Source organism: Rhodococcus sp. JVH1 (assembly GCF_000280725.2).
Taxonomy (GTDB): Bacteria; Actinomycetota; Actinomycetes; order Mycobacteriales; family Mycobacteriaceae; genus Rhodococcus_F; species Rhodococcus_F jostii_A.
Genome location: NZ_CP166290.1, coordinates 1,094,024 through 1,107,688, shown reverse-complemented (window position 1 = coordinate 1,107,688; position 13,665 = coordinate 1,094,024). Strand labels below are relative to the sequence as shown.

11 protein-coding genes and 4 pseudogenes are annotated in these 13,665 nt (G+C 63.4%); 6 read left to right on the top strand and 9 right to left on the bottom strand.

Annotation, left to right across the window (positions count from 1 at the left end; translation table 11 throughout):
• Window positions 1–193 precede the first annotated feature (193 nt).
• From JVH1_RS42755 to JVH1_RS42740, 4 genes are all read right to left on the bottom strand, one after another.
• Window positions 194–799 carry a TetR/AcrR family transcriptional regulator gene (locus JVH1_RS42755; protein ID WP_009760419.1) on the bottom strand — a complete coding sequence of 202 codons (606 nt, stop codon included), beginning with the start codon at window positions 797–799 and terminating at the stop codon, window positions 194–196.
• 18 nt (window positions 800–817) lie between these two features.
• A complete protein-coding gene (locus JVH1_RS42750) occupies window positions 818–1,840 on the bottom strand; it encodes a hypothetical protein (protein WP_157174001.1) in 1,023 nt (340 codons plus the stop codon).
• A gap of 514 nt (window positions 1,841–2,354) precedes the next feature.
• On the bottom strand, window positions 2,355–3,944 hold the full coding sequence (locus JVH1_RS42745) for a PEP-utilizing enzyme (protein ID WP_043779765.1): 1,590 nt from the start codon (window positions 3,942–3,944) through the stop codon (window positions 2,355–2,357).
• A 251-nt stretch (window positions 3,945–4,195) separates the two neighbouring features.
• Window positions 4,196–5,212, bottom strand: a complete 1,017-nt coding sequence (locus tag JVH1_RS42740; protein WP_009760414.1) for a hypothetical protein — start codon at window positions 5,210–5,212, stop codon at window positions 4,196–4,198.
• A 98-nt stretch (window positions 5,213–5,310) separates the two neighbouring features.
• Between JVH1_RS42740 and JVH1_RS42735 the strand changes: the two genes are divergently transcribed.
• Both JVH1_RS42735 and JVH1_RS42730 read left to right on the top strand, forming a co-directional pair.
• Window positions 5,311–5,892, top strand: a complete 582-nt coding sequence (locus JVH1_RS42735) for a TetR/AcrR family transcriptional regulator (RefSeq protein ID WP_051033698.1) — start codon at window positions 5,311–5,313, stop codon at window positions 5,890–5,892.
• Window positions 5,893–5,956: 64 nt separating this feature from the next.
• Window positions 5,957–6,028: pseudogene (locus JVH1_RS42730) on the top strand (hypothetical protein); the annotation flags it as partial.
• 83 nt (window positions 6,029–6,111) lie between these two features.
• Here JVH1_RS42730 and JVH1_RS42725 read toward each other — a convergent pair.
• From JVH1_RS42725 to JVH1_RS42705, 5 genes and pseudogenes are all read right to left on the bottom strand, one after another.
• A pseudogene (locus JVH1_RS42725) lies at window positions 6,112–7,373 on the bottom strand (protein kinase); the annotation flags it as partial.
• Window positions 7,374–7,649: 276 nt separating this feature from the next.
• Window positions 7,650–8,357, bottom strand: coding sequence for a tyrosine-protein phosphatase (locus JVH1_RS42720; RefSeq protein ID WP_009760410.1), 708 nt, complete (start codon window positions 8,355–8,357; stop codon window positions 7,650–7,652).
• Window positions 8,354–9,229 (bottom strand): phosphonate ABC transporter, permease protein PhnE, encoded by an 876-nt coding sequence (gene phnE, locus JVH1_RS42715; RefSeq protein ID WP_009760409.1) that lies wholly within the window; start codon window positions 9,227–9,229, stop codon window positions 8,354–8,356. The genes JVH1_RS42720 and phnE overlap by 4 nt, the downstream gene beginning before the upstream one ends.
• The gene (gene phnC / locus JVH1_RS42710) at window positions 9,229–9,987 is read right to left on the bottom strand and encodes a phosphonate ABC transporter ATP-binding protein (protein WP_157174000.1); all 759 of its coding nucleotides are present in this window, start codon (window positions 9,985–9,987) and stop codon (window positions 9,229–9,231) included. Before phnC ends, phnE begins: the two co-directional genes overlap by 1 nt.
• Before the next feature lie 29 nt (window positions 9,988–10,016).
• Window positions 10,017–10,793: pseudogene (locus JVH1_RS42705) on the bottom strand (phosphate/phosphite/phosphonate ABC transporter substrate-binding protein).
• Window positions 10,794–11,071: 278 nt separating this feature from the next.
• Between JVH1_RS42705 and JVH1_RS42700 the strand changes: the two are divergent.
• The 4 genes and pseudogenes from JVH1_RS42700 to JVH1_RS42685 all read left to right on the top strand — a co-directional run.
• Complete coding sequence (locus JVH1_RS42700; protein ID WP_051033695.1) at window positions 11,072–11,842, top strand: GntR family transcriptional regulator; 771 nt, start codon at window positions 11,072–11,074, stop codon at window positions 11,840–11,842.
• A 239-nt stretch (window positions 11,843–12,081) separates the two neighbouring features.
• The gene (locus JVH1_RS42695) at window positions 12,082–12,474 is read left to right on the top strand and encodes a hypothetical protein (protein ID WP_043779738.1); all 393 of its coding nucleotides are present in this window, start codon (window positions 12,082–12,084) and stop codon (window positions 12,472–12,474) included.
• 131 nt (window positions 12,475–12,605) lie between these two features.
• A complete protein-coding gene (locus tag JVH1_RS42690) occupies window positions 12,606–12,959 on the top strand; it encodes an IS3 family transposase (protein ID WP_009475979.1) in 354 nt (117 codons plus the stop codon).
• A 27-nt stretch (window positions 12,960–12,986) separates the two neighbouring features.
• Window positions 12,987–13,262 (top strand): annotated as a pseudogene (locus JVH1_RS42685) (hypothetical protein); the annotation flags it as partial.
• Between the last annotated feature and the right edge of the window lie 403 nt (window positions 13,263–13,665).

Here is a 13,665-nt window from a genome sequence, read left to right as displayed (position 1 = left end):
ATCGCGAGCTCGCTCTTGGCGAGGACACCGAACTCGTACATCGAGGTGAGCCAGGCACGCTCGAGACCATCGCCCCATACACTCCAGCACAACGGACTGAGGATGTCCGGTGTCGCTTCGGCGACGTTTGTCGTCGACCAATACCTCGCAGGTTCACTATTGCCACGTACCGGGTCAGTCATCTCGGCGTACTTCATGGATGATCCTTCTGTTCGTTGTCCCCGCTTGGCACGTCGCCGTGTTGCAACACCGCAGGCACGATGAAATCGGAGATCCACGGCCTCAGATCCGCGGGAAAGAGCGTTGAACTGGTCATAAAGAAGTAGTGGTTGGTCATGAACCACCGCACGATCTTCTCGTCTGAAAGATGGTCGGCGATTTCACCCCGAGCCCGACCATGGGCGAGGATCGGTCGCCAATACTCGAGTTCAACGCCGAGGAGTTGATCATCGGTAGCCACGAGCTCCGCTGTGACGCCCACCGTGTCGTCAGCAAACGCAACCGCAAGCAACATGTCCCTGTCGGTCCGCTCGACGCCCTCTGCGAGTGACTCGACGATCAGTTCCCGGACTGAGCCCTCCACGGGTAGACGCTGTCGTCGCTCGGCGTTTATCTTCGCGACCTCCGCGATGACCACCCGCTTGATCAGTTCGTCCTTGCTCGGGAAGTAGCGGTACAGGTTCGGCCGGGCGATACCGGCCCTGTCTGCGACATCGTCCATCCGCGTACCGTTGATGCCGCGCTCACCGAAAACGTCGCGAGCAGCATCGAGGATCACCGCGCGTTTGCCATGAGGCATGGGAGTTCTCCGTCGCTCTCAGGAGATTCGCTGCTCGGCGGGGATGCGGTCACGGAAGTATTCGAACCATCCGTAACCGAACTCGACCTTGCGGTCATCTCCCCGACGGGTCGTGATCCCAGCCATCGAACCGTACCCCGCCCATCGAGACGCCTCGAACGCATCCATGTGGCCGGTCTTGTCACTGCGATATTCCCAGACCTGGCCGGCCGACTCCTGATCGGCATAGTGGATTTGCCCCGATTCCTCCACGCGGTAGCGACAGTCGAGTTCGTTGTTCGCGAGCACAACCTTGCCGACGCCATCGAGATCCTCGACCACCGCTGCAACGCAGAGTCCGCGGTCGCCGCGCACCAAGTAGCCCCACTGCATGGTTCCGTCGTCGAGCAAGTTGCCGAAGGCGTTGAAGCTCCGCTCGAGTTTCTGGTAGAATTCCGCTTCCTTGGGCTCAACACCATGTTTCCAATAGCCGGTTTCGACGACCATGATTCCGCGGCACGGTCGCCCGAGAACTGTTCCGCTCACACGGTTGGGATAGGAAGAGTAAAACCACGGGTCGTTCGGCATAGGGGCGTATCCCTGGACTCCGAGAGCACCCGGCGTGCCCTCGAGGTGCAGCAGGTCACCCTCGTCCCACAACACCGACGTGTCGGTAATTTCCACCAAGAGCGGTCGCTCGTCAGCGGGAGCCAGACCCTCTCCGATCCGTTGAATGACAGGATCGGCCCAACGACGCATCTCCGGTGTGCTCGTGCGGCGCAGCTCACCACGGGCACTGAGGCTGGTCTCGGGCCGCAGACCGAGGGTGCCGAGTTCGTTGCACATCAGATAGAGGCCGCCGGTCATCGAACCCATGTACTTGCGCTCGACCACGTAGGAATTGCCCTGGTCGTCGCCGAGGTATGCGTAGGTGTATTGCACCTGCATGCCCAGACCGTGATAGGTCGAGGTGGGTTGCATGTTGGCAACCCTAGGGCGGAACGGGCCCACCACCGTATGGAAGTCGAACTCTGCAAACTCTGGAACGAGGCTGTTGGACATGAAGACTCCGCTGTTGAAGGAAGGACTGCCACCCGAGTGGAACGTGGCCTACTCGTGGCGATACACGAGAGTAGTTTGTGTATCGACCGTGACGATACATACAACACATGGTTGTCTCAAGGCTTTCGGCTATCCTCCGTGCGACGAGAAGATCTCGCCGACAGGCGGATACACAGCAGCCATTCAGGCCGGCAAGAGGCACGGCACCCACTCGGTTCCCTGCTCGTGATAGGTCAGCGTCGAATCCAGAATCGATCGATTCGCTTGCACCACTGCCTATAAAGGCAGGCTCGACCCCGAGTCGCGAGCAACCCATTTTCGTTCCGAGGCCAGGTTCGCCGACTGCGGACGCGCTATTCGTCAACGAGTAGACCACTTCCAGGAAGCGCGACCGCGGCTGCGAGGTCGATAGCACGTGAGGCGTGACACAGCGGCGAAATGCCTTCGCACGCATCGTTGCCGACGATTCCCACCGCAGTCCGAGGAGGTCGGCTTCGGTGGAGAATACGTGATTCTACGGACGACTGAGGATAGTGACAGTTCCGTTCGTACCGTCGACGCGGATCCGATCGCCGTCCTGAATCACTCGAGAGCCGTTGCCGGTGTTGATAACACAAGGAATACCTAGTTCTCGTGCAACGATCGCGCCGTGGCTTGCGGTGCTCCCGATGTCGATCACTACAGCGTCCACTAAAGTGAAAAGCGGCGTCCAACTCGGGTTGGTGCTGTAACAAACCAGGATGTCGCCATCCTCGAACAGGTCGTCCTCCTCCGTCGACACCAGTCGGGCCCTACCCTCCGCGATGCCGTTACTCGCTGCGATGCCTGTCAGCTCGCGGATGGCCGTTGTGTCCAACGTGGCTTGGATCGGATCGGGTACGCCGTAGAAGGTCATGGGGATCTCGACTGCCTCGTATTCCCTACGTCGTTGTCGACGAAACGAAACGAGTTCCCGTACGTTCTCTGGCGGATCGGCGAGTTCCTCGATGGTGAGGAAGAAGACGTCTTCGGAGTCGGAGAGCACCCTGGTCTGCTCGAACTGATTGCCGACGCGCCGGGCCGCGGCGCGGCAACCGTCCAACGCGATGTGATAGGCGGCCTTGCCGAGCTCGAGATTTCGGACCTGAGTAGCCGCTTGTGTGAACAAGAAACGCGTCAGTCTGCGTTGAGGGCCTGACATGCCGGCCACCAGCTCAGCCTCTGCCTCCTTCCGCGCGTCCATCGCGGCTTGGCTTCGAGTGGCACCGTGGTCTGTGCGCGCGGTGACGGACCGCACCAGCGAGTGAAGTGGACCCGGGTCTTCTCGCCACGACGATGTCCAGACCATTCCTTCGTTCGGCCCGTAGAACCCGTGCCGCGCGATGAAGGTGCCGAGGTCGATACGACCCGACCCGAGAGACCAGATGTCCTCGGCCAAAGCAGATTCGGAGACGTCACCGAAACCGGCGAACAAGGTGAGCGCGAGCTCTGGCCGCCCGGACTTCTCTGCGACACCGACCAGGGCGCCCTGCACGCCCTGCAGAAAGGTCCGCACACGGATATGGACGTTCATTGTCTCGTAAAAGCGTTGCCCGGCGGCGCGAAGGTCGGAGAGGGGATCGCCGGAACCATCGCCGTGCAGCACGTCGGTCTGCCACCAGGCGAGTGTGTCGTCGTGGAGCTGTTGGAGTTCCCGATTCGTCTGACGGTAAGCCCTGGGCAGCTTGGCAAGCATCGCCGGCACGCGTCGATTGCTACCCTTCTCGTCGGGCATCCCGCTTCGTACCGTTCCGCAAATGTCTCGCTCGAAGTCGTTCGGTGACGCTCCGGGAACCGACCCCATGAACGTCCGTACGTAGTCCACGTTGAGCGCGTGGCGGCCGTAGAATGGTGAGGTCTGCCGAAGATTCGGATCGTCGGGAAGGTAGACATCTTTCGAACTCATAATTCCGAGGTCGCACCAGGCGCGCCGGGTAGCGAGTTCGAAATTGTCCCAAATGCTCCAGTCGAGAGCCGCGAGGATGCCGGGTGTGACCTCACCTGTATTGGCGAGTGTCCAGAATCGGTCCGGTTCTGAGGTGACGTGCACGGGGTCGAACAGTGACGGTGTCGCGGGCGTGAGCACGTGCGTCTGATTTCCCGATCCGGGACCGGGACCGCCTGCTTCGAGGGATGACATCTCACTCCTGGTGTATGGCTGAACGCTAGAGATTGTGAGCATTGGCGAGACAAATCAGATGGAATCGAGTTCGTCGAGTCCAGACCATTTCGGCGGCTGACCTGCGCATTCGTGAACTTCCGGCTTGCGATGCAGTGTGGAACAGTGCCCCCGGAACCTCGGCGAAATCAGGGGGCGCCGCTTTCAGCTGGTATAGCTCAGTTGGGCTTGCCGTCGGGTCCGACACGCTCGACGGGGAAGCCCTCGTTCCAGGTGAGGCCGTCGACCAGTGCGCGGTCGTCGCCATCACGGCGTGTGCGGCCCAGTTGCGCCCTGTAGCCTGCCCAGCGTGACTCCGAGAACTGAGTCATCCGACCGGTTTTCGGTGCGTCTGTGCGGTAGGTGGCATCGCCTACTTGGAACGTCGCCTCGATCGGCCACCGATCCTCGTCGAGATCGAACCACGCGTCGGTGTCCGACGTGAGCTGCACGTCGCCGGTGCTCTGGATCACGACGCCCGGGGAAAAACCGTTACGGCCGGAGACCAAGTGTCCCCACTCGTAGGAACCGTCGTCGAACTTGTTGCAGAACACGTTCCACATGATCTGGTCGTCCAAGAAGTACCCGTATTCCTTCCACTCGACGCCGTGCTTCCAGAAGGAATTGTCGAACCAGATCGGACCGGAAACTCGCTTGCCCTGGAACAGGCCCGTCATCCAGAAACAGGTGCTCGTGTACAGCAGGGGCCGGTCGAGAGACGGGATGAAGAACTGCATACCTAGGCCGGCCGACTCCCCTTCCATCTCGACGATGTCACCCTCGCTGTAGGTCAGTCGGTTCTGGCTGAACTCGAGATCCATCGGCTGTTCACCCTCGGGAAAGCATCCCTTCGGGAGCTTCTGGAAAACTGGATCGTGCCACCGTCGTGTCTTGCCTTCAAGCACGCGCCGTAGTTCGCCGCGCGCGCTTCGACCCGAATCTGGGTGGACATCCAATTCGTTTTCGGCACTGCCGTTCTGGGTCATCACGAACAGGCCGGAGGTAAGTGAGCCGACGAAGTTGCGCTCCAGGCAGTAGGTCAGTCCGTCCTCGTCACGGAAGAAGCCGTACAACCACGACTTCTGGACGCCGAGGCCGTGCTTCTCGGCCAGCAGGTCCATCTCGTCGGGATCGGTCTCGAACGCTCCTACCGCGGGCCGTGTTCCGAAGTCGCCCAGTTTCCAGCGTGTGTCCATCCGTGCCTCCTATGACAAAATAGAATTTTGTAATGTGAGCGTAGACACATAGGAGCGTTTATGTCTATAGGTAGACATTCCATGGATGGACTATTGTCATGGGGGTGAAAGCCCGGGATCGCATTGTCGACGCAGCACGGGCGGAATTCCTTACTTCCGGGATCGGGCCGACGCGCATGGACACCATCGCCACCCGAGTGGGCATGGCCCGCCCGAACGTATATCGGTACTTCAGCAGAAAGCACGATCTCGTCAAGGAGGTGATTCTCCGTGAGGTCCGCGCCGTGAACGCGCAACGCCGAGCGACAATCTCCCTGGACGGTGGATCTGCCGACATCATGCTCGCAGCGCTGGTCTCGGGCGCAGAGCTAATCAAAGGTACCGAGTTCCTGTCAATGGCACTACGCACGGACAGAGAGCAGGTGACCAGGTTCTTGATCTCGAACGATGAAGACCTGTTCGCAACCCAGCATCAGTACTGGGAGCCCATCCTCAGACAGGCGAGAGAACGCGGCGACCTAAGGGCAGACTTGGACGACGACCGAATCATTCGCTGGTTCATGTCGAACAATTTCAGCTTGGTGACCCTGCCTGAGATGTACCCCGGCAGCACGACCGCATGGTTCGCAGACTTTGTGATACCGCCAGTACTGGCACAGAGATCTGAGCAGCAGCTCTGACCTCATGAGGTGTCACCGCCCCGGCCGTTGGTAGGGAGAAGATCCGCGAGTTCGCCCACACTCGGTGTCCACCACGAATGCCATCCACGTCGATGCCGACGCCGCCTGCGCCGCGGGCCATCCCGATGTTACTGTGCCACCGACTTTTGCGGCGGTGGTGGTCGAACCCGCGGTCGCACAGCTGCTTCGCAGCCCGGACACCGGCCTCGATCGATGTGCCCGTTCGCAGTTGTCTAATACGAGCACTACCTCACGGGCGACGAGGAAATCCTCGAGGACCTCCAGGAGCTGCCTCGCGGATCGGTCACGCAATCCCAGCGTCTCCGCGACCATGGTCACGACCAGTGAGTCGTCACGCAGCTCACCTAGCTCGACCAGAAACACTCCGTCCGCGAAGCTGAGCCGCGCCTGGTCGGCAACCCGCAGCGCCAGGCGGGTCTTTCCTACGCCACCCATACCGGTCAAGGTCACCATGCGGACCGTCGACAGCAGATTCTTGACCTCCACCGACTCCTCGCGACGGTCGATGAAGTTGGTCAGTTCCAGCGGGAGTGCCCCCGTTCGGCCCGAATGGACCGTACGTGGCCGGTCGTCGGATCCGTGCGGCGCTGGCGCGTAGGGGGAGGCGGTCTCGTTGGCCTCTTCAAATTCGGCGCGCGCAACCAGGTCGTCGCCGGCGAACCCATGCATAGTTCGCACGTGCCGGAGCTGGCTTGCCAGTTCCTCCACGGATGGACGACTGGCAGGGTCCGCTGCCATCGCGCCCTCAATCACGGCGCTGACATCGTCGGCGATGCCGTGCTCTCGCGGGTTCGGTGTCGGTTCGGTGGTGATCCGAATGAACTAAGCTAAGCAACCAGTTCCTCACCGCTAGGGCGCTCGAAGGCGGCGTGCCCGGTGACGGCGGCGAACAAGGTCGCGCCCACACCGTAGACATCGGCGGCCGGGCTTGGTGCGCCGCCAGCGATGACCTCGGGTGCAGTGAAGACCGGTGATCCCGTCACGACTCCGGTGGTGGTTTCGAATCCTCCCGAGACATGTGCAATACCGAAGTCTGTTAGCGCGGGCTCACCGTAGTCGGTGAGCAAGATGTTGGCCGGTTTGACGTCACGATGGAGGATACCGAGCTGATGTGCGGCGTGGAGTGCCCCGCCGATCTTGATTCCGACGCGCAATGTTTCCTCGAGCGTCAGCGGGCCGCTGCGCCGGATGCGCGCATCGAGAGAGTCGTGAACGTAGAAGGGCATGACGATATAGGGCCGGTCATGCTTTGTTCTTCCGACCTGCGGGATGTTGACAACATTGGGATGGCCGGTCAATCGACCCGCGGCACGCTGCTCGCGTAGAAACGGACATCGATAGACCACCCCGAACCCACCACGCCCGATCTCCCGGGCATCAACGAAACCATCCGCCGCCAATTCCGCGACCACCGTCCCGGCCACGCCGCGGTGGGTAGCGTAGGGATCGACGTCATTTATCGCCTACACCGATCCAGGGATCGTCGAGTAGAACACCAGCCGCACCTCGCTGACTACCCCGAGGATATCGTCCCGCACCTGTGATTCTCGGATTGCCGAATCCGCGTCAGTTGTTTGCTTGTTTCAAGCTACGCGACGGGATGACCCTCCCGCGTCGGGTTTGCGCCGGACGCGACCGAGCGCGCGGTTGTCGCCGTCAGCAGGTGGGGGCCGTCAACAGGTGAGTCTCTCGGGTACCGATGCCGGGGCCGAGTGGACTGCCCGACATTTCGACGGTCACTCGGTGAAGCGCTCGATCCAGAGCCGGATCGTCTCGTCGGTGGCGCCGAGCGAGCGCACCCACTCGTGCACGCCACCGGGGTGAGCGTCCCACTGAGTCAGAATACCCTCGATAGCCTCTGGGATGGCGCCTCGGAGATCGCGGTCGTTGGGGTGGGTCTGGCCGAGTTCGGGGGCAAACCGGGTGATCCGGGCAAGGACGGCGCTCATGTGCTCGTTGGTCGAGAGGTAGTCGGCGACGATGTGGTCGGGCTCGACGCCGGCCGTGCGCAACAGCAAGGCGATCGCGACGCCTGTGCGGTCCTTCCCCGCTGCGCAGTGCAGCAGCACCGGTCCGGGTGCGGTGGCTGCGATCTGCAGGACACCCGCGAGTTTTTTGCCCGCGTTGGTGAGGATGCCCTGGTAGATGTCGGTGAGCCGGGCTCCCTGGCTAGGAGCGGCGACTTCGGCGTCACTCAGGAGGGAGATCAGGTGCACGGTGGCGTCGGACTGCAGCGGGTGTGCGCGGGTGGCGAACTCGCGTGGGCTGCGCAGGTCGACGACGGTGCGGGCCGGCCAGTTGTCGACCGCGGTGGGGCGTGCGTCGCCCGGCGCAGGAAGTGCGCTGCGGTAGAGCACCCCCGCACGCGTGCTCCGCCCGCCGGCGGCGGGGAGGCCGCCGAGGTCACGCAGGTTGGGCAGGACGTCGATATCGGTCACTGTCATTTGAGCCTCTTTCTGAGATAGGACGCAGCGCGGTCGAGGGTCACCACGACCACCAGGACGACCAGGACGACCAGGACGACCAGGACGACCAGGACGACCAGGACGACCAGGACGACCAGGACGATGGTGAGGACGTTGCCGTATTCGAAGAGCCGGAGTTGCTGGGTGAGTTCCATGCCGATGCCGCCTGCGCCGACGATGCCGAGGAGCGAGGCGGCGCGCACGTTCCCGTCGAGCACGAGGAGGGTGTAGCTGGCGACGGTCGGCACGGACTGCGGCAGCAGTACCCAGCTGATGCGCTGGGAACGGGTGGCACCGGCTGCGGCGGCCGCTTCCCACGCGCGCATGTCCGTGGTTTCGAAGATGTCGGCGAACAGGCGTGCCATCCCGGCGGCGGATCCGATGATGATCGCCAGGGTGCCCGCGAGTGGGCCCAGCCCGACCGCAGAGACGAACAGCAGCGCCCACATTAGTTCCGGGACGGCCCGAGTGACGTTGATCGAGGACCGCGCCGCGTGATGGAGCCATGCCTGACCGAAAACCGAACGGGCCGCGAGCAACGCCCACGGCAGCGCCAGGAGGACCCCGACGGCGGTCCCGATGACCGCGATGGCAAGGGTTTCGCCCATCAGCGATACAGCGGCGGGAAGGATGGAGAGGTCGGGGGGGAACATGCGTCCGACGAAGTCGGCGATGTTGGGTAGTCCGTCGGCCAGTGCGGGCAGCGAGAATTCCGTTGCGTGCGCCGACCCGAGGATCATCACGGCGACCGCCAGAATTCCGGCGCCGGTCTGCCATGACGGCCGTCGCAGTGCCGCGAGGTCGGACATCGACACGGGCGGCGCCTGGGGGCGTTCGGTTTCGAGGGCCATCACTGCACCCCCGCCAGCGCACGCTCGGGATCGGCGTAGAGCTGATCGAGATCGTCCGCGCGCACCGACGCGGTGGGACGGTCGAAGACGAGGCGTCCGGCCCGCAAGCCGACGAGCCGGTCCGCGACGTGTCGCGCCAACTCGACATCGTGCAGATTCAGTACAGCGGTGAGGCCCTCGTCGCGGGCGAGGCGCACGATGTCGTCGACGACCCCGCGCGCGAGGACGGGATCGAGGTTGGCGACGGGCTCGTCGGCCAGGAGCATGTCGGGCTGCTGCGCGAGCGCGCGGGCGATCGCGACCCGCTGACGCTGCCCACCCGACAGCGCGTCGGCACGCTTGCGGAGTTGCTCTTCGAGACCGAGCCGGCGGACGGACTCGACAGCGATCTCCCGGTCACTGCGCCGGACGAAATGCACCAGGCTCGGCAGCAGCGGCTGGTACGCAAGTCGCCCGATCAGTGCGTTTGATAGCACCGTCGCCCGCTCGACGAGCTGGAACTCCTGGAACACCAATCCCACTCGCGCGTGCGCGCGACGCTTGGCGCGTCCTCGTAGTCCGCTGCGGTCGACTCCGTCGTGCAGTACGCGCCCCGACGTCGGCGCATCGAGGCCGGCGAGGCAGCGCATGAGCGTCGACTTCCCGGCCCCACTACGACCGAGGACCGCGACGATCTCGCCGGGCGCCACTCGCACCGACACCTCGTGCAACGCCGGGGTGCCGTCGGGGTATCGGTAGCTCACCGCGTCGGCTTCCACGCGCGCAGTTTCAACTCGTGAGGACGTCGTCATTTGCGCGACAGCTCCTCGAGATCCACACCGAGTTCGGTTGCGGCGTCGCGGAAGATCGCGAAATCGCTGTCCTGCGCCTGCTCGAAGCTTGTCGCACCGACCACGCCGAGTGCTGCGGCGTTATCGCCTTTGACGAACGCATCCACGATGCCCTGCTCCAGTGCGGGGTCGAGGTCCTTGCGCGCAATGATCACCAGGGAGACCGGAATGGGGTCGGATTCGGCGACGATTGTCTGTTCGGCGCCGTCGATCACACCCTTGTCCACCATCGTCTGATAGGACGACCGCGCGTCCGCGGCGCAATCAACCGAACCCTATTTGACGGCCAGTTCGGCCGTGTCGTGACCGCCGGCATAGCTGCCCTCGATGTCGGTCTCCGGGTCGAGCCCGGCGCGCTTGAGTAGGAGCTTGGGGATGTAGTTGCCGCTGGTCGATCCGGCGTCGACGAACGCGATCTTGCGTCCGCGGAGTTCGTCGATCGAGTCGATGCCGCTGTCTGTGCGGCACACGAACACCGAACTGTAGGCGGCGCCCTTCGCGACCACGAGCGGTTCGACACCGGCGACGGCCTCGGCGAGGGGCGTCGGGAAGGGGCTGAATGCGGCGACGTCGATGAGTCCGGACCGCATGGCCTCGACGATCGATAGGTAGTCACTTGTCGGCTTCACCTCCACGGCCTTGCCCGTGCCCGCGGCGATCAGCGAGGTGATCGGTTCGAACTTCGCCTGCAGGTTGGCGTTGGCCTCCGCGGGCGGCAGCCCGACTTTCAGCACGGCGGGCGCGCTTTCCTGGGCAGAGAGGAGTCACCGCAGGCGGCGGCGCCGCACACGGTGACCGCACACACGGCGGCGGCCAGTGTGCGGCTCAGTGTCGGGTTGATTCTCACGGGCGGGCCTTTCCAAGATGTATCCGAAGTTGGTACTCGAATATTCATCTAGACAAGTAGCCTAAACCACGTCCCTTCGTGTCCGACGAGTGAATGCCTTTTGAACAGCGGTGATGAAGCACGCTTGCACTCCGCGCCTCGTTGATGGTCCTCTAGACTTACTGCATGCCGAGCAAAACGTCCGCAGCCCGGGTGCCGCTCTACCGCCAGGTCCAGGACATCCTGTTGCAGCGACTCGACAGCGGAGTGCTGGGACCGGGTGACCGACTGCCGCCCGAGACCGACCTGGCCGCCGAACTCCGGGTCAACCGGCTCACAGTGCGGCAGGCTATCGGGGAACTGACCCGGGCCGGTCGGCTGGTAACGCGGCAGGGGTCGGGTACGTTCGTTGCCCCGCCGCCCCAGCACTTTCCCATCGAACTCGCGGCCAGCTACATCAGCGGTCCGGACGGGCTCACTGATGCCTTCGCCGCCGTCGGTCGCACGCTGACCGAGTCGCTCGTAGCGAGCAAGATCGTGCTCCGCGGCAGCGCACCGCAGGCCGAGGAGTATCTGCCCGAACGCCGCTTAAGGCGGATCGACACCGTGCTCGAGGTCGACGGCGAACCCTGGTTCGCGAACTCCGTGTGGATGGACGACCGCCGGTTTGCCGGGATCGACCGCCACCTGGGCGATGGCGTCTCCCTGTACACGGTCTGGCGCAACGTCTACGGGGTGCGATTGAAAGCCGCCTGGCGATCGTTCGCCGCCGCGGCGGCATCACCACGCGTGGCGGAACTACTCGAAATCCCAGCAGGCGCACCAATACTGATGCGCGACGGCCTGAACCTCGACGAGGACGACACGCCCACCGTGTACATCAACCGCGCCTGCCGCAGCGACCGGGTCCGATTCGTCGCAAACTACACCTCAAAAAGCGAGCCATCTACCTCATAGGCGTCATTATTTTCACCCCGCAATTGCTGGTGGACCGCGTGCGTCATCATGACACCCCTTCCAGTTTATTGGGACAGACCCCCAAGCCCCTGTAGCCAATAGCGGTAGGGGCGGGCTTACGCCCGGCGCCCGTTCCGTGTATGGCAACCACCTTCCACGGGCCCCTCTCTGTCAGGCTGTGATGAGACACTCGGCCTGACCCGAGATCACTCAATGAGGGCTTGAATGGAGCATCACCTGTGAGCAGCCCTACCTCTACGATCCCGGACGGTGAGCCGGTGGATCCGGCCCCGAAGCCGACCCGCCGGACCTTCACCGCGGAGTACCGCAACAAGATCATCGACGAGTACAACAAGGCCGCACACGGAGAGAAGTCGGCGGTCCTGCGCCGGGAGGGCTTGCATCAGTCCCAGCTCCGGGAATGGACCCTGACCCGCAACGCGAAGGCGGCCGGCAAGACACAATCCCGATCCCACACCGACGGGGAGGCGGCCACGCGCCGGGAGAACGCACGCCTGGCCAAGCAGCTGACGCAGGCGGAGGCGGCGCTGGAGATCATGGGAAAACTTCATGTGTTCTTGGAGTCCATCTCCGAGAACACGGGCACACCGCCATCGTCGACGAAGCCCTGAGCGGCACGTTCACCGAGCTTCGGGAGGCATCGATCCCGATCCGCCGCTCCTGCCAGCTGCTCGGCCGAGCACGCGCCACCCACTACCGGCATCAGCAACCACCGATCCTGGGCCCCAAGAAGCCCCGGGCGGTGCCGGACAACGGTCAGGCGCTGACCGCCGCGGAGCGAGCCCAGGTGCTCACCGTCATCAACAGCGCCCAGTACGCGGACCTCGCGATCTGCCAGATCTGGGCCCGCGAACTCGATGAGGGGAACTACCGGTGCTCGATGTCGAGTATGTACCGCATCGCCGCCGCCGCAGGTCAGAGTCGGGAACGGCGCCGGTTGGCGACCCATTCGGCGAAGGTCAAACCCGAACTCCTCGCCGACGGGCCGTCGCAGGTGTGGACCTGGGACATCACCAAGCTCCGCGGCCCCGGCAAAGGGGTCTGGTATCACCTGTACGTGTTGATCGACATCTACTCGAGGTACAACCCGGCCTAATTCGTTGCGCCTGGCGAAAGCGCTGATCTTGCGAAGGACTTCATCGACGAGGCCATCGCTCGTAACGGCGCTGTCCCGCATACCGTGCACGCCGACCGCGGCACGTCCATGACCTCCGGCCCGGTGTCGGCGCTGCTGACCAACCTCGGGATCACCCGGTCTCACTCGCGGCCGCGGGTCTCGAACGACAATCCGTTCTCGGATTATACCGAGTGTGTGATTATGCCGAGCCCGAACCCGAATGGGCGGGTTCGTGCTGGTCGGAGGACTGCCGGGGGCGAATCGTTCGGCATAATCACGTAGCCGATTGATGCTTACTCTGTACAGATTCTTCGTTCAGAGGAGGCCGAGATGAAGAAGCGACAGTCGGTAACCGATTCTGGTCCACTTTCTTTGTATGCAGAGGGGTTTGGGAAGAAGCTCGAACGCAGGGGCTACGCACCGGACTCGGTTCGTTGGAGGTTGCGGCAGCTCGCAGCACTGGATCGATGGTTACGCGAGCATCGTCTGGCCGCCGGCGATCTCGATGACGCGTGCGTGGATCGGATGGTCGCGGACCGACGGGCGGCGGGGCGAACGACATTGGTGGCAGTGGCGAACTTTTCGGTTCCGATCGCATATCTGCGCGAGATCGGCGTTGTGTCGCCGCAGGTCTCATCGCAGTCGGATCCGGTCACACAGATTCTCGAGCGGTATCGCAGATATC